The following is a 23,317-nucleotide window of genomic DNA, read 5'->3' on the forward strand; positions in this document are numbered from 1 at the left end:
ACGAGACGAATTTTTATTTAGATGAGCATTATTGATAACAAAAAGGCCTTTTTCGATTACTTCATCGAAGAGCGATTCGAAGCAGGCCTCGTCTTGCAAGGTTGGGAAGTCAAATCGATCCGCGCCGGCCGCGTGCAACTCAAGGAAGCCTACGTGATCGTGCGCAATGGCGAGGTCTATCTGTTCGGCTGCCACATCAGTGCGCTGACCAGCACCTCCACGCACGTGCATCCGGAAACCACGCGCACCCGCAAGCTACTCTTGAATGCCGCCGAAATCAGCAAGCTGATCGGCAAGGTGGAACGTTCCGGCTACACGTTGGTGCCGCTGAACCTGCACTACAGCAAAGGGCGCGTCAAATGCGACATCGGCCTGGCCAAGGGCAAGAAGCAGCACGACAAGCGCGAGACCGAAAAGCAGCGCGACAGCCAGCGTGAAATCCAGACGGCGATGAAGCAGCACCGCCGCTGATCCCGACCTGCATTCCCCTTCACTGCGACCACGGCTGCCTCGGGCAGCCGTTTTCATGTCGGCACGGTTGGCCTGCTCATGCCCAGTCGGCAAAACGCGCACGACAAGCGGCAATGATCTCGTCGACGACACTGCCCCACTGCCCGCGCTCTTGCTGCCGGAACAGCTTCACCGAGGGATACCAGACACTCTGCTCCCCCTCCCTACCCCAGCGCCACTCCCCCTCCAGCCGCTGCGGCAGAAAACAGGGCAAGCCCAGCGCACCGGCCAGATGCACCACGGCGGTATCGACGCTGATGATCAGGTCCAGCGCACAGGCCAGCGCAGCGGTATCACCCCAGTCTGCAAGAGGCAGAGTCGTGAGCCTGGCGGCCAGGGTCTGATGGAGCGCCTGATCGGCCAGCGGGATCTCCCTCTGCAGGCTGACCACTTCCACCGGCAGATCAAACAGCGGCAGCAGATCGGCCAGCGGCACATCACGGCTGGGATGCGGGGTGGCGTACTGGCGTCCGGCCCAGGCCAGCCCGATACGGGGAAGGCGGACCGGGCTTGCGGCACCGGCTCCCTCGCAGAGACGCCGTTGCCAGTCCTGCACGCGTGCCGGGTCCGCCAGCAGATAGGGAGGGGACGGCGCCTGGCGCGGATGCGGCCGCTCCAGCAGCAGGGGCAGGCTGAGCAGGGAAGCATGGCAATCGTGCGCTCCGGCCTCGTCGACATGCGCCACGCAGCGCACCTGCGGAAAGGACGGGGCCACAACGGCCAGCAAGCCCGCCGGTGCACACAGCGTGACCCGGGCCGCCTGCTGCGCCACCAAAGGCAGATAGCGGACAAATTGCAGACAATCGCCCTGCCCCTGCTCGGACCACAACAGTACGTGCTTGCCGCCGAGCGCCTCGCCCGGCTGCCAGCGCGCACTGGGGCTGACCATGGCCCGCCGCGCCAGCTCCGGAATCTGGAAGCGAACTTCATGTGCGCGCCATCCCTGGACATAGTCCCCGCGCGTGAGCAGCATATGGGCGCGCCCCACCTGGGCTTGCGGGAAGTCGGGGTAGCAACGCAAGGCTTCTTCATATCCGGCCAGCGCCGCCTCGATGCGGCCCATGCGGCGCAGGATGTCGGCACGGTTGAAGGCGATCAGGGCGCGCGTCTCGCCCTCCTCTGCGTCGGGGGGATAGCAATCCAGCGCTTGCTCATGTCGATTGAGCCGCAGCAGGATGTCGGCGTACAGGGTCTGCTGGTCGAGCCTGGGCAGCGGGCAGGCGGCTTCGATGGCCGCCAGCGCCTGCTGCGGCTGGTCGAGCCGGTAATGCAGGCGCGCCAGCAAAACCAGCCTGTCGGTGCGCGACAGGTCTTGCTGGACGCGCCGGGCTTCCAGGGCATCGATCCATTGCAGCAGGACGGCGCGATGCGCCACGCGGGCTTCGTCGTAGTCAGGAACCAGATCGAGACAAGCTTCGTAGGCGGCGGCTGCGCCGGCCAGATCGGCGCGCTCCAGCAGCAGGGCAGCGCGCTGCATGTGCACGGGCAGAAAGCCGGCGTCGAGCAGCAGGGCCTGATCCAGTGCGGCCAGGGCCGCGCCAGGCTGGCCGGCACCGCGCAGGGCGATGGCCTCGCACATCAGGCCCATGATGCCGGCCAGGGTGGCGGGGTCGGGAGCATTCATGGCCGGCAGCTTAGCACGGCCGCCGTCGACCGAAGCACCCGTCCCCTCACGCGGTCGTGTCGATCAGGTTGCCGGTGGTCTTGCCTGCGGCCAGCTTGCTTTGCAGGTTCTGCAGGAAGCTGGAGAGAGACGTCGTGCTCGAGGACGCGCCCAGCGAACTGAGCAGATTGCTGAAGGCGCTCTCCAGCGAAGACACGGTGCCATCGCTGGAACCGGCATCGGTCCCGCTGCTGCTGCCGGAAAGACTGGAAATGAGGCTCTGGAGATCGGTCTCCAGACCACCCCCGGGCGGCGGCGGGCGGCCGCCAGGCGTGTAGGAACGCACGGTAGTGTCGGTGCTGGCCGTGCTACTGGTGCTGGCAGTGCTGCTGGTATCGCTGGTCGCCGCCACGCTGTCGGTGCTGCTGGCGCTGTCCGTGGAAGAGGTCGCGCCGGACGGCGGCGGACCCGGGGGCGGATTGTTCTGGCCCTGCAACGCCGCCATCAGCTCCTGCAGGAAGGCATCGAGCTTGGAATCGACATTGGAGGACGAAATGCTGCTGGAAGAGGAAGTCGAGGTCGCCGAACTGGCCGAAGTGGCACTGGTGGCGGTGCTGTCGAGCTCCACGCCCAGCGAGGACAGGATATCCTTGAGCGCACCGATCAGGCCGCCGCCCTTCTCTGCGCGCGGTGGCGGCGGCGGTGGCGGCACATCGGTGCGCGCGGTGGCGCTGGTGGAAAAGCCGCTGCTACCGGACAACGCCGACAGATTGGCGAGACTGAAATTGCTGGACGACACGCTGCTCATGGCCATGACGGACTCCTTTTATTGTGCGCGATGCCCCGTGCATCGCTCCCTTGTACATGCCAAAAGTATCGGTCATCAAGACGTGTTAAGTTCACGCCTGCTGCGTAAAGCCGAGTAAAGTCTTGTTAAGCCCGGTTCCTCGCCATCCCGCTCCAGGCCAGGCGCGATGCGGGTTGCCGCCTGGCACTGGTGAATATCCGGGAAGCGAAATGCGAGCTCACCCGCTCTTCGGGCAGGTCGCCAAGCGCGGTAAATGAATGTAAAGATGCAATTGTAAAGAAGGACTGAAACACTTCTGCAAAACCTTTTACGGCATATTACGGGCTGCCGACGCCCTGCGGCCTGGAGGCAGGGCAATTCGAGAATGGAATGCAGCAATGTCTAAAGTGCTTTTGATCGACGATGACGTGGAACTCGTCGAGATGCTCAAGGAATACCTGGAGCAGGAAAAATTCGAAGTCAACGTCGCCCATGACGGTGAAGCCGGTGCCGCCGAGGCGCTTACCGGGCAGTACGCCATCGCCGTGCTGGATGTGATGATGCCGCGCCTGAACGGCGTCGACACCCTGCGCCGCATCCGCGCCAAGAGCAACATGCCGGTGGTGATGCTAACCGCCAAGGGCGACGACACCGACCGCATCATCGGCCTGGAACTGGGTGCCGACGACTACGTCCCCAAGCCCTGCACCCCGCGCGAGATTGCCGCACGCATCCGTGCCATCCTGCGCCGCGCCTCGGCCGAGAACAGTGAGCAGGCGCCCTATTCCCCGCTGGCTGTGGGTGCCCTGTCGATGTGGCCGGAACAGCGTCGCGCCACCTGGAACGGCCGCCCGCTGGAACTGACCAGCAGCGAATTCAACCTGCTCGAAGTCCTGGCCCGCAACGCCGGCAAGCCGGTCAGCAAGCAGACCCTGTCCGAACAGGGCCTGGGCCGTCCGCTGGCGCGCTTCGACCGCAACATCGACGTGCACCTCTCCAGCATCCGTCAGAAGATCGCCGCGCTGGGCAGCGACAAGAGCTGCATTCAGACCGTCTACCGCCTGGGCTATCAGTTCATCAAGGAATAAAGTGGGCCGGCTTTTCTGGAAGTTCTTCTTCTTCATCGCGATCGCCCAGATCACTGCCACCTTCGGCGTGGGCGTGCTGTTCTGGATCGAGAACCTGGAACGCAGCAACCGCAATTCGGAGATCGACCTCAGTCCGCCGGCTTCCTTCATGATCCGCTCGGCCGCCGCCACCCTGCAGTTCGGCGGCCCGGAAGCCCTGCGCAGCCTGATCAACGAAGGTCGGCCGCATCGCCTGCAACTGTATGCGGTCGACGAAAACAATCAGGACCTGATGGGCCGCGAGGTGTCTGCGCATCTGGTAGCGCAGGCACGCCGGGTGCTGACCACCGAGCGTGATCGCCGGGTGGTGGAGCTGGTCAAGGCCGCCAACGGCCACAGCTACCTGATGTTCATTCCCACGCCCAACGACGAGTTCGGTCCGCCGCCGGGGGGCATGCCGGGTCCCGAGCCGCGCTTCATGAAGGAGCACGGTCCCAAGCCGCTGTTCTTCCCGACCATGCCCATCGTCGTGGCACTGCTGGCCAGTCTGGTGTTTGCGCTGCTGCTGGCCTGGTACTTCTCGCATCCGATCCGGCATCTCAAGAACGCCCTCAACCAGGCTGCCAATGGCAATCTGGATCTTGAGCTGGAGCCGGTCATGAGCGCCCGCAACGATGAACTGGCCGACCTGGGCCGCGACTTCGACGTCATGACGAGCAAGCTGCGCACCCTGATGGAAAGCCAGCGCCGCCTGTTGCACGACGTCTCGCACGAGCTGCGCTCGCCCATTGCGCGCCTGCAGATGGCCATCGGCCTGGCGCGCGTGCAAGACAAGGACAAGCTGGAACTGACCCTGGAACGCATCGAACGCGAGAGCGTGCGCATGGACAAGCTGGTGGGTGAATTGCTGACCCTCTCGCGCCTGGAAGCCAATGTGCCCGGCTCCATGGAAGAAGCCATCGCCATCCAGCCCTTGCTGGCCGACATGACCAATGACGCCAGTTTCGAGGCCGAGGCGCTGGGCAAGGCGGTGGAAAGCAGCATCGATTGCAGGGTGCAGGTCAAGGGCAATCCGGAACTGCTCTACCGCGCCATCGAAAACGTGCTGCGCAACGCCATCAAGCACACCGCGCCCGAGACGGCGGTACAGGTCGTGACCGAGATCGACGAAGACAACAAGCTGCTGCACCTGTCCATCCTGGATCGCGGGCCGGGCGTGCCGGAGGAAGAAATGGACAGCATCTTCGAACTGTTCTTCCGCAGCAGCCGTACCAAGAGCAACAGTGCCGGACATGGACTGGGACTATCGATTGCCCGCCGCATCGTGGAGGCGCACCAGGGCTTCATCCGTGCCGCCAACCGGCGTGATGGCGGGCTGCGGGTGGACATTACCCTGCCCTTCATGGCCGACGAGCCGGCACGCGGAGAAACGCTGGAGAGCTGAACGCCGCGGTCAGCATCCATCACATCAAGCCCCGTCCCGCTTCACGCCGGACGGGGCTTTTCAATGTGCGGCTGATCCCTGGGTCAGGGCGCAGCCAGATTGATGATGGCATTCATCAGCCCGCGCTGCACCGCCACCTGGAAAGCCTGCAGCTCGGTCACGCCTTGCTCGGGCGGATAGGGAATCGGCAAGCGGTTCATCAGCACGGCCCAGGTCCAGCCATCGGCGCGCCATTGCAGGTAGGCATAGGTGCCGGTAGTCAGTGCACCGCTGTGGGAGAGGATCTCCACGCCATGGCTGCGGGTGACGACCCAGCCCAGCCCGTAGTTGTTCTCGGCCTGGGCGGGATTGCGCTGCTGCATCAGCGCCAGCGTCTGCGGCTGCAGCAAGGCCGGCATGCCGCGTCCTTGCGTGGCATCGGCAAAGCGCACCAGATCGGTGGCCGTGGCGATCCAGCCAGCGGTGGCATCCATGCTCCGGAAGTGCAGCCCCGAGTAGGACTCCGGACCGGTGGCGCCGCTGCCGTCACGATCGGCGACCGCGGGCCAGCGCGGGTCATCGTAGTAGACAGTCTCATTGGCCGCGCGCTCGATGCGGCGGTCGCCGGCGATGGCGGCGTCCTCCACCCTGGAAGGCTGGAACACCAGCGACTGTACCGCCTGCTCGTAGGACATGCCGGACTTCTGCTCGATGATGCGGCCCAGGACGTTGTAGGCGAAATTGCTGTAGAAATATTCACTTCCGGGCGCTGCATCCAGCAAGCGTTGCTTGAGCACGTAGGCCATCACATCGTACGCCGAGGCCGGGGCCGGCACCTGACGCGCCCTGGCGATGTTGACCAGATCGTATTGCGGATCATAGTCGCTGCCACCCCAGCCGCTGGTGTGCTGCAGGAGTTCGCGCAGGGTGATCTTCAACACCCGCTGATCCAGCGGCTGGGCGAAATCGGGATAGGCCGAGTCCGGCAACAAGCCCTCCGGGCCGAACACGGGGCGATCCAGCGCCTGCGGCAATTCCTTCTCGAACAGCTTGAGCACCGCCACAGCCGTTACCGCCTTGGAGATGCTGCCGATACGAAAACGTGTGATGGGCGTGACCGGCGTGTTGGTTTCGGTCACCGCCATGCCATAGCCGCGCTGGTAGACCGGCTTGCCCTGATAGGCAATCGCGATGCTGGCCCCCGGCACCGGGTATTGCGCCAGCAATTGCGTCATCTGCTGGTCAACGCGTTCGGCCAGGGCGGCCTGGTCGACCTCCTGCGCGGTGGCGCCAACGGAAATGCACACCAGGCCAGCCGCCAGCAGCCTGACCATGAGAACGGACGTAAAACGTGGACGCATGACTTATTTCTGTTGTTTCACCACTTGCAGGGCCGAAGCGATCAGCCCGCTCATGTCCGACAGGTTGGCCGGCACGATGATGGAATTGTTGGTCTTGGCCAGCTTGCCGAAGGCTTCCACGTACTGCTCGGCCACCTTCAGGTTGACGGCGTCCGAGCCGCCCGGCTGCTCGATGGCGGCGGCGGTCTTGCGGATGGCCTCGGCACTGGCTTCGGCAATCGCAAGGATGGCGGCGGCCTGACCTTGGGCGCGGTTGATGGAAGCCTGCTTTTCGCCTTCGGAGCGGGCGATGGCGGCTTCACGCTCGCCGGTGGCAATGTTGATCTGCTCCTGCTTGCGGCCTTCGGAGGCGGCGATCAGGGCGCGCTTTTCGCGTTCAGCGGTAATCTGGGCCTGCATGGCATGCAGGATTTCCTTGGGCGGGGTCAGGTCCTTGATCTCGTAGCGCAGCACCTTCACGCCCCAGTTCTCGGCCGATTCATCGATGGCGCTGACGATGGCGGTGTTGATGTGGTCGCGTTCTTCAAAGGTCTTGTCCAGTTCCATCTTGCCGATCACCGAACGCAGCGTGGTCTGGGCCAGCTGCGTGATGGCGGCGATGTAGTTGGAGGAGCCATAAGAGGCGCGCATCGGATCGGTGATCTGGAAATACAGGATGCCGTCGACCTGCAATTGGGTGTTGTCCTTGGTGATGCAGACCTGCGGTGGCACATCCAGCGGGATTTCCTTGAGGATGTGCTTGTAGGCCACGCGGTCGATGAAGGGCACCACGATATTCAGGCCCGGGGCCAGCGTGGCGTGGTACTTGCCCAGGCGTTCGACCACCCAGGCGTGCTGCTGCGGGACCACCTTGACCGTCTGCACGACGAAGACGATGGCAAGGAAGAAAATGACCAGAGTAACGCTACCCAGCATGGAATTCTCCTGAAAACGAGAGGGGGGAAGAAATGAAGATACCGATCAACGTGGCGCAACCAGCAAGCGGCTGCCACGGATTTCGCGGATGACGAAGCTGCCGGGGCTGGCATGATGGCCGGGCAGCAGCTCCACATCCCACTGCGCGCCGCGATAAGGCACGCGCGCCATGAACTGGTTGCCGTGCACCTGCCAGGCCGCAACCTCGACGCTCTGGCCGATATCCAGCAGCAGATTGGGATCATCGTTGGCGCTGCTGCGGCGCAGCCGGCCATAAGGACTGCGGCGCAAGCCCAGCACGGCAGCCACACCCACCACGGCGGCCACCAGCAACTGCCACTCCAGCACCAGCCCGCACCACGCGGCGATAGCACCGGCCGCCATGCCCAGCGCGATCATGAGCAGGTAAAAGGTGCCTGTGAAGAGTTCTGCACCCAGCAGCCCGCCAGCCAGCACCAGCCAGATAGCCCAGTCCGTCATCGTTGAACCCCCATGAAGAAAACTGCAAACACGGCAAGTCTACCGCAGCTTGGGAAACCAAAAACAAAGGCGCGGACATTTCTGCCCGCGCCTTCCACTTCTTTTGAAGACCGTCGTCAGTGACGCTTAAAGCTTCATCACTTCTTGGCCAGGTGCTGCCAGGTGTCGATGACGGTATCCGGGTTCAGCGAGATGGACTCGATGCCCTGCTCCATCAGCCATTCGGCGAAGTCCGGATGATCCGACGGACCCTGACCACAGATGCCGACGTACTTGCCCTTTTCGCGGCAGGTAGCAATGACCTTGGTCAGCAAGGCCTGCACGGCCGGATCACGCTCGTCGAAGTCAGCGGCCAGCAGTTCCATGCCGGAATCGCGGTCCAGGCCCAGGGTCAGCTGGGTCAGGTCGTTGGAACCGATGGAGAAGCCATCGAAGTGCTCCAGGAACTGCTCGGCCAGAATCGCGTTGGACGGCACTTCGCACATCATGATGACGCGCAGGCCGTTCTCGCCACGCTTGAGACCATACTTGCCCAACAGACCAATGACCTTCTCGGCCTGGCCCAGGGTACGCACGAAGGGCACCATCACCTCGACGTTGGTCAGGCCCATGTCTTCACGCACGCGCTTCATGGCCAGGCATTCCATCTGGAAGGCTTCGGCGAAGTCGTCGGCCAGGTAGCGCGCGGCGCCACGGAAGCCCAGCATCGGGTTTTCTTCGTCCGGCTCGTAGCGCGAACCGCCGATGAGCTTCTTGTACTCGTTGGACTTGAAGTCCGACAGGCGCACGATCACCGGCTTGGGCCAGAAGGCGGCGGCGATGGTGGCGATGCCTTCGGCCAGCTTGTCGACGTAGAAGGCCTTGGGCGAGGCGTGGCCACGGGCCACCGATTCGACCGCCTTCTTCAGGTCAGCGTCGATGTTGGGGTATTCCAGGATGGCCTTGGGGTGCACGCCGATGTTGTTGTTGATGATGAATTCCAGACGCGCCAGGCCGACACCGCCGTTGGGAATCGACTGGAAGTCGAAGGCCAGCTGCGGATTGCCCACATTCATCATCACCTTCAGCGGGATCGGCGGCAGTTCGCCACGGGCCACTTCGGTCACTTCGGTTTCCAGCAGGCCATCGTAGATCTTGCCTTCGTCGCCTTCGGCGCAGGAGACCGTCACCAGGGTGCCATCCTTGAGCACTTCGGTGGCATCACCACAACCCACGACCGCCGGCACGCCCAGTTCACGCGCGATGATGGCGGCGTGGCAGGTACGGCCGCCACGGTTGGTGACGATGGCCGAGGCACGCTTCATGACCGGTTCCCAGTTGGGGTCGGTCATGTCGGCCACCAGCACGTCGCCGGGCTGCACGCGTTCCATTTCAGCCGGATCGCTGATGACGCGCACCGGACCGGCGCCGATCTTCTGGCCGATCGCACGGCCGGTGGCCAGCACGGTGCCCGAGCTCTTGAGCTTGAAGCGCTGTTGTGCATCGGTCGCCTTCTGCTGCGACTTCACCGTTTCCGGACGGGCCTGCAGGATGTAGAGCTTGCCGTCGCGGCCGTCCTTGCCCCATTCGATGTCCATCGGACGCTGGTAGTGCTTCTCGATGATGGTGGCGTACTTGGCCAGTTCCACCACTTCGGCGTCGGTCAGGGAATAGCGGTTGCGCAGTTCCACCGGCACATCCACGGTCTTGACCGAACGGCCGGCCTTGGCTTCGCCCGTGAATTCCATCTTGATCAGCTTGGAACCCAGGTTGCGGCGGATCACCGGCTGCTTGCCCAGTTCCAGCATGGGCTTGTGGACGTAGTATTCGTCCGGGTTGACGGCGCCCTGCACCACGGTTTCACCCAGGCCATAGCTGGAGGTGATGAAGACCACATCCTTGAAGCCGGATTCGGTATCGATGGTGAACATCACGCCCGCCGCGCCCACGTCCGAACGGACCATGCGCTGCACGCCAGCCGACAGGGCCACTTCCGCGTGGGTGAAGCCCTTGTGGACGCGATAGGAAATCGCGCGATCGTTGTAGAGCGAGGCGAAGACGTGCTTCATGGCTTCGAGCACGTTGTCGATACCGACCACGTTCAGGAAGGTTTCCTGCTGACCGGCGAAGGACGCGTCGGGCAGGTCTTCTGCGGTGGCGGAGGAGCGCACGGCGAAGGACATCTCGGCGGTCGAATCGGCCACCAGCTTGTCGTAGAAGGCACGGATTTCCTGATCCAGGCGCGGCTGGAACGGGGTTTCGACGATCCATTGACGGATCTCGGCACCGGCTTGCGCCAGCGAGCGCACGTCATCGATATCCAGACCTTCGAGACGTTTGGCGATACGGGCGGCCAGGGTCGGGCCGCCATCGGCGCTGTGCTCCAGGAAATCGCGGAAAGCTTGCGCAGTCGTGGCAAAACCGCCCGGCACGCGAACGCCCGCGCCGGCCAGCTGGGAGATCATTTCACCCAGCGATGCGTTTTTGCCACCGACGGACTCGACGTCCGTCATGCGAAGAGTTTCAAAGGAGGCTACGTATACCGCCCCCTGGGTGTTTACTGCGTTGGACATGACAACCCCTAGCTTGATGATAAGAAATCTTCGCGGGCGCGGCATGGGTCGGTTTATTTTTGTTATTCTGCGACGGTTGCGGCAGCAGGTGCGGCGTCGAGGACCAGCCCATGGACAGCATCAGGCGCGCAGCCGCACCGAGGACGTTTGCCAGTGCAAACATCATCAGGAACTCGGGCCAATTGCGCAGGTGCATGACGGTCATCAAGATGGGCTTCTCGAAAGTGTTGCCAAGCATTGTACCGCGTGAAATCATTTTTGTTCGTAGCACCTAATACTTTTTCTATTTTCCAAAAGACAACTAAATGCTCGACCCCATGCCGATCCCGCACCCTTCCCCCGTTCTGGCCGCCAACCGCACCGTGTTCTTCGTCTCCGACGGCACCGGCATCACGGCGGAGACCTTCGGGCATTCGGTGCTGAGCCAGTTCGAGCTGCGTTTCAAGCAGATCCGCCTGCCCTTCATCGATACCCTGGAAAAGGCCCACGATGCCACCCGCAAGATCAATGAAGCCTATGCGGTGGATGGCAAGCTGCCCATCGTCTTTTCTACGCTGGTGAAGTCGGAACTGTCCTCGGTGATCCGCCGCGCCAAGGCCATGCACATGGACCTGTTCCAGACCTTCGTGGAGCCGCTGGAGCAGGAACTGGAGATGAAGTCCACCCACACCATCGGCCGCAGCCACAACACCACCGATTCGGAGGAATACCGCAACCGCATCGAGGCCATCAATTTCTCGCTGGCGCACGATGACGGGCAATCCAACAAGAACCTGTCCGAAGCCGACGTGATCCTGGTGGGCGTGTCGCGCTCGGGCAAGACCCCGACCAGCCTGTACCTGGCCATGCAGTTCGGCATCAAATGCGCCAACTATCCGCTCATTCCGGAAGACTTCGAGCGCGAGAAGCTGCCCAGCGGCCTGGTGCTGCACAAGAAGAAGATTTTCGGGCTGACCATTGCGGCTGAACGCCTGTCGGAAGTGCGCAATGAGCGCCGCCCCGGCAGCAAGTACGCCTCGCTGGAGAATTGCCGCTATGAGATCAATGAGGCCGAGAAGATGATGCGGCGCGAAGGCATCCGCTGGATGTCCTCCACCACCAAGTCCATCGAGGAAATCGCCGCCACCATCCTGCAGGAGATCAAGCTGGAGACGCGCTGAGCGAAAATCGGCGTGAAAATTCAGTAAGCACGCGGGTGCACTTCCTGGGGCCCTGGATGGACGTGTCCATGGTGAAGGAATTTTCACTATGGGCTGTATACGCCGCCGTATAGCAATCCGGGCCACACAGGTGATCGGCGGCCGGCATGAGCGCCTGTCCTTGCAGCAGGTAGTCCTGGTAAGGCTGACCGATGCGCTCGCCGTCGGCAAACAGCACTGCCAGGCGATCAGCGCTGAAACGATAGTCAAAGACGCGGGTGAAGGGGATCAGACGAGCCGGCGCGGCTACCATGCGCAACTGCCCCTGCTCGCGATAGATCAGTTGGCCGGGCAGCGCGCCCGTGGTGAAGCTCAATTCACCCGTGGCCGTCGCCTGGGGGGACGCGCTGCCCTCCCAGATGGACCGGGTGAAGAGCCACTCTCCGCGGAAATAGTCGGCCATGGCGGCCATGTCCTTTGGCGGAAAGACAGCCATGGCCGGCACCGCTGTCAACGCCCGACGGTGCGCTGACGCAGTTGTTCGAACAGGCAGACGGCGGCGGCGGCAGCCACGTTGAGCGACTCCATCTGGCCCAGATGCGGAATCACCACTTCATGCGTGGCCGCATCCTGCAAGGCTGGCGACACGCCCTGCCCTTCATGCCCCAGCAGCCAGGCGACCGGACCGGACAGGTCACAGTCATAGATGGTCTGGGCCGCATGCGAACTGGTGGCCAGCAAGGAGATGCGGCTGGCGGCGCACAGGGCCACCAGATCGGCATTCTCGAAGATATCCAGCACGAAGTGCGCGCCCATGCCGGCCCGCAAGACCTTGGGCGACCAGGCGGCCGCCGTACCCGGCGAGCAAAACACCTGTTTCACGCCCGCAGCGGCCGCACTGCGCAGGATGGAGCCGAGATTGCCCGGATCCTGCAGGCCGTCCAGCAAGACGGCCGACTCCTTCAAGGACGTGGGGGCAGCAGGCTCCGGCGTCGTCACCAACAGCAGCAAGCCCACGCCGTTTTCCACCGTACTGATGGCGTCATAGAGCTTGTCGGCCAGCACCAGGCATTGCGCGCGCAATGCTTCACATTGCGTCAGAATGGGTGCCACTTCAGGGTGATACCGGGCACTCTCGGCCACCACACAGACCTGTGGCGCGCCGCGATGCTGCAACCAGGCTTGCGCCAGATGCACGCCATCCAGCAGGCTCTGGCCGGCACGGCGGCGGGCCTGGCTGCTGGTGGCCAGTTGCTTCAAGTCCTTGAAGACCGGATTGTCCTTGGAGGTGATCAGTTTCGTGCTCATCACGTTCACGCCATCCTTGCGGCCTGGCTCGACAGCAAGGCCCTGACCGGCGCGTAGGAACGACGATGCACCGGCGAGACGCCATGCAGGCGCAGCATCTCCAGGTGCAGCGGGGTGGGATAGCCCTTGTGGCGATCAAAACCGTAATGCGGATAAGTGTCATGCAAGACCATCAGCGCCGCATCGCGCGCCGTCTTGGCCAGGATGGAGGCGGCCGAGATGGCGGGCACCTTGTCGTCGCCCTTGACGATGGCTTCGCAGCGAATGCTCATGACCGGGCAGCGGTTGCCGTCGATCAGGGCCAGCGTGGGCGGCGTGGAGAGCGCTTCCACCGCGCGCCGCATGGCCAGCATGCTGGCATGCAGGATGTTGAGTTCGTCGATCTCCTGCTCGTTGCAGGAGGCAATGGCCCAGGCCAGGGCCGATTCCTTGATTTCCAGCGCCAGGCTGTCGCGCGCGGCTTCGGAGAGCTTCTTGGAGTCGCGCAGGCCCTTGATCGGACGTGCCGGATCAAGGATCACGGCCGCCGCAAACACCGGCCCGGCCAGCGGACCGCGGCCGGCCTCATCGACCCCGCAGAGGATCTCGCCGGTATGGTCGTCAAACAAAGCCAGGGTCTGGGGGGCCGCCTTGGGCATAGCAAATTCCTTCATCAAACTCTCAAACGGATCGCCGCAGCGATCCTTCTTCCCGGTAGATCCGCCGATCAGCGGCGCCGCGCACCCATGACTTCACAGACCGCATTGGCGGCTTCACGGCTGGTATCGCGCAACAGGGACTGATGTATATCGGCAAAACGCCGCACCAGACGCTGCTGGTGCGCATGGTCTTCCAGCTGGTGCCACATGGCATCGGCCAGCGCCTGGGGCGTGGCCTGGTGCTGCAACAGTTCCGGCACCAGGAAATCGCGCGCCAGGATGTTGGGCAGGCCCACCCAGGGTTGGTAGGCCATGTGCCGCATGATCTGGTACGAGGCCCAGTTGACCTTGTAGGAGATCACCATCGGCTTCTTGTACAGCGCCACTTCCAGCGAGGCCGTACCGGAGGCCACCAGCACGGCGTCCGAAGCCTCCATGGCGCTGTGCGACTGGCCACGGATCACGCTGATGCCAAGATCTTCATATCCGCCCTGGCGAATCTGTTCTTCAAAAAAGGCCATCTGGCGCTCGCCCGCCATGGGCGTGACGAACTGCAATTGTGCATCACGCTGCCGCAACAACCGTGCTGCTGCGAGGAAACCTTCGCCATTCTGCTTCAGTTCGCTCATGCGGCTACCCGGCAGGATGGCCACCACCCTGCCCGGCCCGGTCAGGCCCAGACGCTGGCGTGCACCCTCGGTATCGGGTTGCAGCGGGATCACCTCGGCCAGCGGGTGGCCCACATAGGTGACCGGGACCCCCGCCTGGCGATACAGGTTTTCCTCGAAGGGAAAGATCACCAGCATGTGCGACACGGCGCGCTGGATCTTTTTGATGCGCCAGCCGCGCCAGGCCCAGATCTGCGGGCCGATGAAGTGGATGGTCGGGATACCGGCCTTCTTGAGTTGCTCTTCCAGGCCCAGGTTGAAACCGGGGTAATCGACACCCACGAAGACGTCAGGCCGGTCCGCCAGCAGCTTGTCGCGCAGCGACTCCTGGATGCCCTTGATCTCGCGGTAACGCGGAATCACCTCGAACAGGCCACGCACGGTCAGCTTGTCCATCGGCCAGTCGCTGGCAAAACCCTGGGCCATCATGTGCTCGCCGCCAATGCCATGCAGGCGCACTTCCGGCAGGCGCTCGCGCACCCCGGCCAGCAGGCGGCTGCCCAGCAGGTCGCCCGAGCTTTCGCCGGCCACCAGTGCGATCGACTGGCGGCGCGTGATGTCAGCGGATGATGCCACGGGCCGAAGCCTCGATGAACTCGCGCAGCAGGCGGATGTGTTCGGCGCTGTGGGCGGACTTGGCTTCCATGTCCGCCAGTTGCTGCTTGGCTTCTTCCAGCGGCAGGCCGGCGCGGTAGATCACCTTGTAGGCGCGCTTGATCTCCATGATCTGCTCGCTGCTGAAGCCACGCCGCTTCAGGCCCTCGCTGTTGATGCCGGCCGGCACCGCACGGTTGCCGGCGGCCGTCACGAAGGGCGGCACGTCCTGGCTCACGGCCGCCGTAAAGGCGGTCATGGCGTGGGCACCGATATGGCAGAACTGGTGCACGGTGGTGAAACCGCCCAGGAACACGTGGTCACCCAGATGCACGTGGCCGGCCAGGGTGGCATTGTTGGCCAGGATGATATGGCTGCCCAGCTGGCAATCATGCGCCAGATGGACGTAGGCCATGATCCAGTTGTCGCTGCCGATGCGGGTGGCACCGGCATCCTGGACGGTGCCCCGGTTGAAGGTGACGAATTCGCGGATGGTGTTGCGGTCGCCGATCTCCATGGTGGTCGGCTCGCCTGCGTACTTCTTGTCCTGCGGGGCCGCGCCGATGGAGGCGAACTGGAAAATCTCGTTGTCGCGGCCAATCGTGGTGTGGCCTTCGATGACCACGTGAGGACCGATGCGCGTGCCGGCACCGATGCGCACGTCGGGGCCGATGACGGCGTAGGCGCCGATCTCGACCGATTCGTCGATCTGCGCTCCGGGAGCGATCACTGCGCTGGGATGGATCTTGGACATGTCCTGTGCTTCGATGGGTTCACGAGTTGCACATCTTGCAATGAAGCAATCTGTACAATGAATCAGGCCCGGCGCGATCTTGCCGATCACCGCCGGGCCTGGCTTGATGCGTCAAGCCTTGCAGGGTGGCCTGTGGTCAGGCGCTCTGGCTGGCGTCGGCGGCGCTGCGCATGGTGCACATCAGGTCGCCTTCCACGGCCACCTGGCCGTCCACGGTGGCCACGGCGCGATATTTCCAGATGCCACGGGCACGGCGGGTGATTTCCACTTCCATCTTCAACTGGTCGCCCGGCTCCACCGGACGCTTGAAGCGGGCATTGTCGATGCCGACGAAGTAGACCACGGTATTTTCATCGGGCTTGCGGCCTTCGGTCAGGAAGGACAGAAGCGCAGCCGTCTGGGCCAGTGCCTCGATCATCAGCACGCCCGGCATCACCGGCTTGTGCGGGAAGTGGCCGTTGAAGAATTCTTCATTCACGGTCACGTTCTTGATCGCGGTGATCGTCTTGCCGCTCTCCCAGTTCAGCACGCGATCGACCAGCAGCAGCGGATAGCGGTGCGGCAGGTACTGTTTGATTTGATTGATGTCGAGGCTATTCATTCTCTTCTTGATTCTCTGAAAGCAGGGCTTGGCCTGCTTGTTCTTGTGTCAACGTCTTAAGCGATTTTTCCAACGCCCGGATTTTCTCACGCATCGTGCCCAGATTGCGCACCAATGCAGCGGATTTTTCCCAGTCGCGGTGTTCGGTGATGGGATAGAAGCCGGTGTACTGCCCCGGCTCCAGGATGGAACGCAAGGCCAGCGTACCGGCCGAGACGTGCACCTTGTCCACGATGGTGATGTGACCGTGGATCATGGCCGCGCCGCCGATGGAGCAGTATTTGCCGATTTTCGCGCTGCCTGCGATACCGGCGCAGGCGGCAATGGCGGTGTGGGCGCCGATGTGGCAGTTATGGGCGATCTGGATCTGGTTGTCGAGCTTGACACCCTCCTCGATCACGGTATCGGCCAGGGCGCCGCGGTCGATGGTGGTATTGGCGCCGACTTCGACGTCGTCACCGATCATGACACGACCTACCTGGGGAATCTTGATCCATTGTCCGGCTTCATTGGCAAAGCCGAAGCCATCGGCCCCGATGACGGCACCCGAATGGACGATGCCGCGGGCACCGATCTCGCAGGCGTGATGCAGCGTGGCACGGGCGTGGAAATGGGTGTCCTCGCCCACCCGGGCATGGTGGCCGATGAAGCTGCCGGCGTCGATGCGGGCGCGGGCGCCGATGACGGCACCGGCCTCGATCACCACCAGCGGGCCGATCACGGCATCCGCAGCCACCTGGGCCGATGGATCGACCACGGCACTGGGGTGGATCCCCGCCGGTGCGCGCACTTCGGCCTCGGCCTGGAACAACTGGGCGGCGCGGGCGAAATAGGCGTAGGGGTTGCGGGTGACGATACGGGCACCGGCGTAGCCCTGCACCTGGGCGTCGTCAGCCTCGGACAGGATCAGCGCCGCCGCCTGGGTCTGGTCGGCCTGCGCGCGGAACTTGGGATTGGAAAGGAAGGTGATGTGGCTGGCACCTGCGGCATCCAGCGGCGCGATGCCCTGGACGGCGATGGTCGCATCCCCCTTCAACTGGCCGCCCAGGCGCTCGACCAGTTGCTGCAGTCGAATACTCATCTTGGCTTTTCCGAATGATAGGTCTTGCTTGGCGTTACGGTAGAACAAAGGCCGCCATCATGGCAGCCCCTGAAGCGACGTGCGGGCGCCAGGGTGTCGCCACCCCGCGCCCGCACGGTATCACAGCGATTACTTGGCCAGTTCCTTCAGGACCTTGTCGGTGATGTCGATGCGCTTGGAAGCGTAGACGGCTTCCTGGAAGACGATGTCGTACTTCTCGGCATCGGCGATCTGGCGGATCACCTTGTTGGTGCGCTCCAGGACCACGGCCAGTTCCTCGTTGCGACGCTGGTTCAGGTCTTCGCGGAATTCACGTTGCTTGCGCTGGAATTCCTTGTCCAGGTCGGACAGGTCACGCTGGCGCTTGGCGCGGTCGGAGTCCGACAGCACGGCGGCATCCTTGTCCAGCTTGTCGGACTGGGCTTTCAGGCGCGCAGCCATGTCTTGCAGGTCACGGTCACGCTTGGCGAACTCGGCTTCCAGCTTGGCCTGCGCTGCCTTGGCAGGGGCTGCCTCGCGGAAGATGCGCTCGGTGCTCACGAAAGCGATTTTGGAGCCTTCCTGCGCATGGGCGGGGGCAAAGCTCAACAGGCAGGCAGCCATCACGATGGTCTGCAGGGACAGGAACGATTTGGTCATGAACTTCAAGATTACTCTCCGTATTACGAATCAATGATGACCGCTTTAGAAGCCGGTACCCAGTTGGAACTGGAAGGTTTGAGACTTGTCACCCGTCTTCAGGTTCAATGGCTTGCCGAAGCTGAGCTTCAGCGGGCCGATCGGCGATACCCAGCTGATACCGACACCGGCCGAATAGCGCAGGTCGTTGAACTTGATGTTCTGGCCGTCGGCGAAGACGTTGCCGCCGTCAAAGAAGGTGAACCAGCGCAGCGTGCGGTCCTGGCCCGAGCCCGGGAACGGGAACTGCAATTCGGCGTTGCCGTACAGACGCGAGGCGCCACCCATGGAGTCGCCGTACTGGTCTTTCAGGCTACCCAGGGACGAAGCTTCATAGCCGCGGACGGTGCCGATACCGCCGGCATAGTAGTTCTTGAACACCGGATAGGGTTTACCGCCGATGCCGCGACCATAGTCGACCTCGCCGTTCAAGGCCAGCGTGACGGCCTTGCTGAAGAACGGCTGGAAGTACTGGTGCTGGTAGCTGGCACGGTAGTACTTCAGCGAACCCAGATAGGAAACTTCCAGGTTGGCTCGCTGGTAGCGACCCGTGGTCGGCACCAGGGCCGAGTCACGACCGTCACGCTGCCAGGCGACGGTCAGCGGGATGCTGGTGGTACGGGCGCTGCCGATGCCGCAGGTAGCCGTCGAGGAAACGTCGGTCACGTCGCAACCGGCACCGCCGGCACCGCCGAAGTCACGCACATACTGGCGATACAGCGAGGGGCTGGTGCTGTCGGTGCTGACCTGGGTATTTTCCAGGCCGATACCAAAGAACACGCGGTCCAGTTCGGAGAACGGCACGCCGAACTTGATGCTGCCACCCAGCGTCTTGACGCGGTAGTCACCGGTCGCGTAGACCGAAGGACGAATCGTGCGCAGGTAGACTTCGTAGGTGCGGCTGATGCCGTCATCGGTGAAGTAGGGATTGGTGGTCGAGACCGAGATCGTGCGATAGCGCGAGCTGGTGTTGATGTCGATCCCGACGGTATTGCCGCTGCCGAAGGCGTTTTCCTGCGAGATCGAGCCGGTCAGGCTGAGCTTGTCCGATTGCGAGAAGCCGGCACCGACCATGATGTTGCCGGTCGGCTTTTCCTCGACCTTCATGTTCACATCGACCTGGTCGCTGGTGCCCGGCACTTCCGGCGTATCGATGGTGACTTCCTTGAAGTAGCCCAGACGGTCCACACGGTCGCGCGAGAGCTTGATCTTCTCGCCGTCATACCAGGAATCCTCGAACTGGCGGAATTCGCGGCGGATCACTTCATCGCGGGTCTTGGTGTTGCCGGCAATGTTGACGTGACGCACGTAGACGCGCTTGCCCGGATCGACCATGATGGTGAAGGCGACTTGCTTCTTCTCGCGGTCCACATTGGGGTTGGCGTTGACGTTGGCGAAGGCGTAACCGAAGTTGCCCAGACGTTCGCCGATCTTCTTGGTGCTCTCGGTGAGCTTGGCGCCGGAATAGACGTCGCCCTTCTTCAGCTGCACCAGCTTGGCCAGTTCCGGCTCCATGCCGAACATCTCGCCTTCCAGCTTGATGTCGGAGACGGTGTACTTCTCGCCTTCCTTGATGTTGACCGTGATGTAGATGTCTTTCTTGTCGGGCGTGATCGACACCTGGGTCGATTCGACCTGCATTTCCAGATAGCCACGGTCCAGGTAGTAGGAGCGCAGGGTTTCGATGTCGCCCTGCAGCTTTTCCTTGGAGTACTGGTCGGCCTTGGTGTACCAGGTGAACCAGCCCGGCGTGGTCAGCTTGATCTGGTCACGCAGGGTGCTGTCGGAGAAGACCTTGTTGCCGACGAAGTTGATCTGCTTGATGCGGGAGACTTCACCCTCGTCCACCGAGAAGGTGATGGCCACGCGATTGCGCTCCACCGGAGTGACGGTGGTGGTGACCTTGGCGCCATACAGGCCGCGCGAGAGGTACTGACGCTTGAGTTCCTGTTCGGCGCGATCGACCTGCGAACGGTCGAAAATGCGCGACTCGGCTACGCCGATTTCCTTCAGGGCCTTGGTCAGCTGTTCCTTGTCGAATTCCTTGATGCCGGAGAAGTCAACGCTGGCGATGGCCGGACGCTCGACCACCTGCACCACCAGCACGTCGCCTTCGGCCTCGATGCGCACGTCGCGGAAGAAACCGGTGGCATACAGCGCCTTGATGGCGGCCGTGGCCTTTTCATCATTGAAGGTATCGCCTACGCGCACCGGCAGGTAGCTGAAGACGGTGCCGGCCTCGGTACGCTGAATGCCTTCGACGCGGATATCCTTGACCACGAACGGCGTGATGGCCATGGCCTGGCTGGAGCACAGGGCAAAGGCGGCAGCGGCAATCAGGCGACGGGAGAGAGTCGGAATGGGATGTTGCGCAGGGTGTAATTTCATCTATCGTTCATCTACAGTTTTTCGCCGCGGCACTGCCTGACATGATGCTGGTAAGCAATTGAAAACGGATTCCTGATCCATTGCCAATTGCTTAACAACTGCCATCGGGGTTGGCCGGCAAATGTAAAAAATCCGGTCTTTCTCGCTGCCCTGCCGTCATTCGATTGCTCGACTGCACGGCGGGGGCGGCATCAGGCCGGATTCATCCTTGGAACATCAGTCGCACGATATCGTTGAATGCGGCAACGAGCATCAGCGCCATCAGTAATCCCAGGCCGGCGCGCTGCGCGATTTCCCCAAACCGCTCGGAAACGGGCCGCCCTGTCAAAATCTCCAGCGCATAATACAGCAAATGACCGCCGTCTAAAACCGGGATTGGCAACAGATTCATCACCCCCAGGCTGATACTGATGAAGGCCAGGAAACTCAGGTAGCTCACCAGACCCACGCGGGCGGTCTGTCCGGCATAGTCGGCAATGGTGATGGGGCCGGTGATGTTCTTCAGCGAGACCTGGCCGATGACCATCTTGCCGATCATCTTGATGGTCATCACGCTGGTATCCCAGGTACGCCGGGCGCCCTTGGCCACTGCCGTCAGCGGCCCGTCACTGATGGTCGCCATCTCGGGTGCCAGCGGTATTTCAACCTTGATGCGACCGATGCGCTTGCCGCTCTGGGCCTCTTCCACCGTGTCCGGGGTGACCCGCACCTCAAGCGCTGCGCTACCGCGCAGCCCCTGCAACAGCAATGGCTTGCCGGCGGACTCGCGGATCTTTTCCACGAAGGCCAGGCCATCCTGTACCGGCATGCCATCGATGGCCGTGATGCGGTCGCCGCTTCGCAGACCCGCCGCCTTGGCCGGGCCCTCCATGATCTTGCCCAGCACAGCGGGTGGACGTGCCAGTGCCAGGCCCAGCTTGGCCAGGAAGTCGCCTTCCAGGTCATTGCTGTCGATGCCGCCCAGGCGCAGGGTGACGGTGTCGAGCAGCTTGCCGCTGCCGTCGCGATTGGGGCGCTCGACGTCGATGCGGGCATCGGCCTTTTCCAGCACCAGCTGCATCAGTTTCCAGCGCACCTCTGACCATACCTGCACCGGCGCACCATTGATGGCGGTGATGCGGTCACCTGCCCGCAGGCCGGCCTGGTAGGCTGCCGTCTGTTCGGCCGCCGCGCGCAGTACGGGCACCGGCTCCGGCACGCCGTGCATGTAAAGACCTGCAAACAGGACAATGGCCAGCAGGAAATTGGCGATCGGACCGGCGGCCACGATGGCGATGCGACGCCAGACGGATTGGCGGGTGAATTCGCGCTTGAGATCGGCTTCCGGGATGTCTTCCAGCGGCTGTTCGCGGGCATCCAGCATCTTCACATAGCCGCCCAGCGGCAGGATGGAGATGGCCCACTCGGTCTGGTCGCGGCCGAAGCGGCGGGACCAGATCACCCGGCCCATACCGACCGAAAAGCGCAATACCTTCACACCACACCATCGCGCCACCAGGTAATGCCCCAGCTCATGGACCACCACCAGGGTGCCCAGGGCCACGAAGAAAGCGATCAGGGTATGCAGCAAGGTCATCGTGAAATCAGGGCGCAGGCAAGGTCACGCGCCTGCCGGTCCTGATCCAGCAGGGCCGTGATGTCGTCGGCTTGCCGGTTGGGAATGGCGGACATGACCTCTTGGATCAGGGGGGCGATCTTCCCGAAGCCGATGCGGCGATCAAGGAAGGCTTGCACGGCGACTTCGTTGGCGGCGTTGAGGATGGCCGCCAGCGTACCACCGGCTCGCAGGGCATCATACGCCAGTTTCAGGCAGGGGAAGCGCTGATAGTCCGGCGCAAGGAAGGACAATTGCGCAATCTGCGCCAGTTCCAGCGGCGCCACGCCCGAGGCGATACGCTCCGGATAGGCCAGCGCATTGGCGATGGGCGTGCGCATGTCGGGATTGCCCAGCTGCGCCAGCACCGAGCCATCGGCATAGGAGACCATGGAATGGATGACGCTCTGCGGGTGAATGACCACCTCGATCTTCTCGGCCGGCGCCCCGAAGAGCCAGTGCGCCTCGATGACTTCCAGGCCCTTGTTCATCATGGTGGCCGAATCCACCGAGATCTTGCGCCCCATCACCCACTTGGGATGGGCCACCGCCTCCTCTACCGTGACCTGGTCCAGCGTATTCACGTCGCGCTGCAGGAACGGGCCGCCGGAAGCCGTCAACAGGATCTTCTCGACCCCGTGCGCCGCCATCGAGCGGGTATAGCCCGCAGGCAGGCACTGGAAGATGGCGTTGTGCTCGCTGTCGATAGGCAGCAGGCTGGCGCCATGGGCTTGTACCGCATCCATGAGCAGCTGGCCGGAGATGACCAGCGCCTCCTTGTTGGCCAGCAGGATCTTCTTGCCGGCACGCGCCGCAGCCAGGGTAGAGGCCAGCCCGGCGGCACCGACGATGGCCGCCATGACCATGTCGCAGCCGTCGGCCGCGGCGATATCGCACAGTGCCTGTGGGCCGTGCAGCACCTCGGTGGACAGGTCGGCGGCACGCAGCAGGGCCTGCAATTGGGCTGCCGCATCGGCCGAGCCGACCACCGCCACTTGCGGACGGAAACGCCGGCACTGCTCTGCCAGCTCGGCCACCCGGGAGTGGGCGCTCAACGCAAAGACGCGATATCGGTCGGGATGACGGGCCACCACGTCCAGCGTGGATACGCCGATGGAGCCGGTAGCGCCGAGAATGCTGATGGACTGCATGGAATTTCCAGGAGGAAAGTGGCGG

Annotated in this window: 22 protein-coding genes; 4 read left to right on the forward strand and 18 right to left on the reverse strand. The window is 63.1% G+C overall.

Going from position 1 to position 23,317, the window contains the following annotated elements:
- Positions 1–21: 21 nt before the first annotated feature.
- Positions 22–471 (forward strand): SsrA-binding protein SmpB, encoded by a 450-nt coding sequence (smpB, locus tag ACODSZ_RS06810; protein ID WP_008328521.1) that lies wholly within the window; start codon positions 22–24, stop codon positions 469–471.
- Between the two features lie 76 nt (positions 472–547).
- Here smpB and ACODSZ_RS06815 read toward each other — a convergent pair whose 3' ends face one another.
- Positions 548–2,134 (reverse strand): glycosyltransferase family protein, encoded by a 1,587-nt coding sequence (locus ACODSZ_RS06815; protein WP_488927309.1) that lies wholly within the window; start codon positions 2,132–2,134, stop codon positions 548–550.
- Positions 2,135–2,180: 46 nt separating this feature from the next.
- On the reverse strand, positions 2,181–2,927 hold the full coding sequence (locus tag ACODSZ_RS06820; RefSeq protein WP_241821569.1) for a hypothetical protein: 747 nt from the start codon (positions 2,925–2,927) through the stop codon (positions 2,181–2,183).
- Between the two features lie 371 nt (positions 2,928–3,298).
- Here ACODSZ_RS06820 and ACODSZ_RS06825 point away from each other — a divergent pair, with 371 nt between their 5' ends.
- Together ACODSZ_RS06825 and ACODSZ_RS06830 are read left to right on the forward strand one after the other, a co-directional pair.
- Positions 3,299–3,988: a response regulator transcription factor gene (locus ACODSZ_RS06825; RefSeq protein WP_008328501.1), complete on the forward strand. Its 690-nt coding sequence runs from the start codon at positions 3,299–3,301 to the stop codon at positions 3,986–3,988.
- Between the two features lies 1 nt (position 3,989).
- Positions 3,990–5,411, forward strand: coding sequence for an ATP-binding protein (locus ACODSZ_RS06830; RefSeq protein ID WP_175342526.1), 1,422 nt, complete (start codon positions 3,990–3,992; stop codon positions 5,409–5,411).
- An 83-nt stretch (positions 5,412–5,494) separates the two neighbouring features.
- Here the strand turns inward: ACODSZ_RS06830 and ACODSZ_RS06835 are convergent, their stop codons facing one another.
- The 5 genes from ACODSZ_RS06835 to ACODSZ_RS06855 form a co-directional block, all read right to left on the reverse strand.
- Positions 5,495–6,751 carry a serine hydrolase domain-containing protein gene (locus tag ACODSZ_RS06835; RefSeq protein WP_488927310.1) on the reverse strand — a complete coding sequence of 419 codons (1,257 nt, stop codon included), beginning with the start codon at positions 6,749–6,751 and terminating at the stop codon, positions 5,495–5,497.
- 3 nt (positions 6,752–6,754) lie between these two features.
- On the reverse strand, positions 6,755–7,666 hold the full coding sequence (locus tag ACODSZ_RS06840) for an SPFH domain-containing protein (RefSeq protein ID WP_175342525.1): 912 nt from the start codon (positions 7,664–7,666) through the stop codon (positions 6,755–6,757).
- Positions 7,667–7,711: 45 nt separating this feature from the next.
- Positions 7,712–8,146, reverse strand: a complete 435-nt coding sequence (locus tag ACODSZ_RS06845) for an NfeD family protein (RefSeq protein WP_175342524.1) — start codon at positions 8,144–8,146, stop codon at positions 7,712–7,714.
- A gap of 137 nt (positions 8,147–8,283) precedes the next feature.
- Entirely contained in the window at positions 8,284–10,638 is a 2,355-nt protein-coding gene (gene ppsA, locus ACODSZ_RS06850) for a phosphoenolpyruvate synthase (RefSeq protein ID WP_249776906.1), read from the reverse strand.
- A 10-nt stretch (positions 10,639–10,648) separates the two neighbouring features.
- Complete coding sequence (locus tag ACODSZ_RS06855) at positions 10,649–10,936, reverse strand: hypothetical protein (protein ID WP_249776905.1); 288 nt, start codon at positions 10,934–10,936, stop codon at positions 10,649–10,651.
- A 67-nt stretch (positions 10,937–11,003) separates the two neighbouring features.
- Here ACODSZ_RS06855 and ppsR point away from each other — a divergent pair, with 67 nt between their 5' ends.
- Positions 11,004–11,858, forward strand: a complete 855-nt coding sequence (gene ppsR, locus ACODSZ_RS06860; RefSeq protein ID WP_034350275.1) for a posphoenolpyruvate synthetase regulatory kinase/phosphorylase PpsR — start codon at positions 11,004–11,006, stop codon at positions 11,856–11,858.
- Here the strand turns inward: ppsR and ACODSZ_RS06865 are convergent.
- The 11 genes from ACODSZ_RS06865 to ispC form a co-directional block, all read right to left on the reverse strand.
- Positions 11,839–12,300, reverse strand: a complete 462-nt coding sequence (locus ACODSZ_RS06865; RefSeq protein ID WP_488927311.1) for a DUF6314 family protein — start codon at positions 12,298–12,300, stop codon at positions 11,839–11,841. The genes ppsR and ACODSZ_RS06865 overlap by 20 nt on opposite strands.
- A 47-nt stretch (positions 12,301–12,347) precedes the next feature.
- The gene (locus ACODSZ_RS06870; RefSeq protein ID WP_488927312.1) at positions 12,348–13,145 is read right to left on the reverse strand and encodes a TrmH family RNA methyltransferase; all 798 of its coding nucleotides are present in this window, start codon (positions 13,143–13,145) and stop codon (positions 12,348–12,350) included.
- A gap of 5 nt (positions 13,146–13,150) precedes the next feature.
- Positions 13,151–13,783 (reverse strand): ribonuclease HII, encoded by a 633-nt coding sequence (gene rnhB / locus ACODSZ_RS06875; protein WP_008328460.1) that lies wholly within the window; start codon positions 13,781–13,783, stop codon positions 13,151–13,153.
- A gap of 68 nt (positions 13,784–13,851) precedes the next feature.
- On the reverse strand, positions 13,852–15,027 hold the full coding sequence (lpxB, locus tag ACODSZ_RS06880) for a lipid-A-disaccharide synthase (RefSeq protein WP_175342519.1): 1,176 nt from the start codon (positions 15,025–15,027) through the stop codon (positions 13,852–13,854).
- The gene (gene lpxA / locus ACODSZ_RS06885) at positions 15,011–15,799 is read right to left on the reverse strand and encodes an acyl-ACP--UDP-N-acetylglucosamine O-acyltransferase (protein ID WP_488927313.1); all 789 of its coding nucleotides are present in this window, start codon (positions 15,797–15,799) and stop codon (positions 15,011–15,013) included. The genes lpxB and lpxA overlap by 17 nt, the downstream gene beginning before the upstream one ends.
- A gap of 136 nt (positions 15,800–15,935) precedes the next feature.
- Positions 15,936–16,400: a 3-hydroxyacyl-ACP dehydratase FabZ gene (gene fabZ / locus ACODSZ_RS06890; protein WP_006462531.1), complete on the reverse strand. Its 465-nt coding sequence runs from the start codon at positions 16,398–16,400 to the stop codon at positions 15,936–15,938.
- The gene (lpxD, locus tag ACODSZ_RS06895) at positions 16,393–17,481 is read right to left on the reverse strand and encodes a UDP-3-O-(3-hydroxymyristoyl)glucosamine N-acyltransferase (RefSeq protein WP_241821566.1); all 1,089 of its coding nucleotides are present in this window, start codon (positions 17,479–17,481) and stop codon (positions 16,393–16,395) included. Before lpxD ends, fabZ begins: the two co-directional genes overlap by 8 nt.
- A gap of 129 nt (positions 17,482–17,610) precedes the next feature.
- The gene (locus ACODSZ_RS06900) at positions 17,611–18,120 is read right to left on the reverse strand and encodes an OmpH/Skp family outer membrane protein (protein ID WP_237713536.1); all 510 of its coding nucleotides are present in this window, start codon (positions 18,118–18,120) and stop codon (positions 17,611–17,613) included.
- A 45-nt stretch (positions 18,121–18,165) separates the two neighbouring features.
- A complete protein-coding gene (gene bamA / locus ACODSZ_RS06905) occupies positions 18,166–20,547 on the reverse strand; it encodes an outer membrane protein assembly factor BamA (RefSeq protein ID WP_008328437.1) in 2,382 nt (793 codons plus the stop codon).
- Between the two features lie 202 nt (positions 20,548–20,749).
- Positions 20,750–22,123 carry an RIP metalloprotease RseP gene (gene rseP, locus ACODSZ_RS06910; protein WP_488927314.1) on the reverse strand — a complete coding sequence of 458 codons (1,374 nt, stop codon included), beginning with the start codon at positions 22,121–22,123 and terminating at the stop codon, positions 20,750–20,752.
- Complete coding sequence (ispC, locus tag ACODSZ_RS06915) at positions 22,120–23,292, reverse strand: 1-deoxy-D-xylulose-5-phosphate reductoisomerase (protein ID WP_008328433.1); 1,173 nt, start codon at positions 23,290–23,292, stop codon at positions 22,120–22,122. The genes rseP and ispC overlap by 4 nt, the downstream gene beginning before the upstream one ends.
- Positions 23,293–23,317: the final 25 nt, after the last annotated feature.

It is taken from the genome of Herbaspirillum sp. FG34, assembly GCF_057809315.1.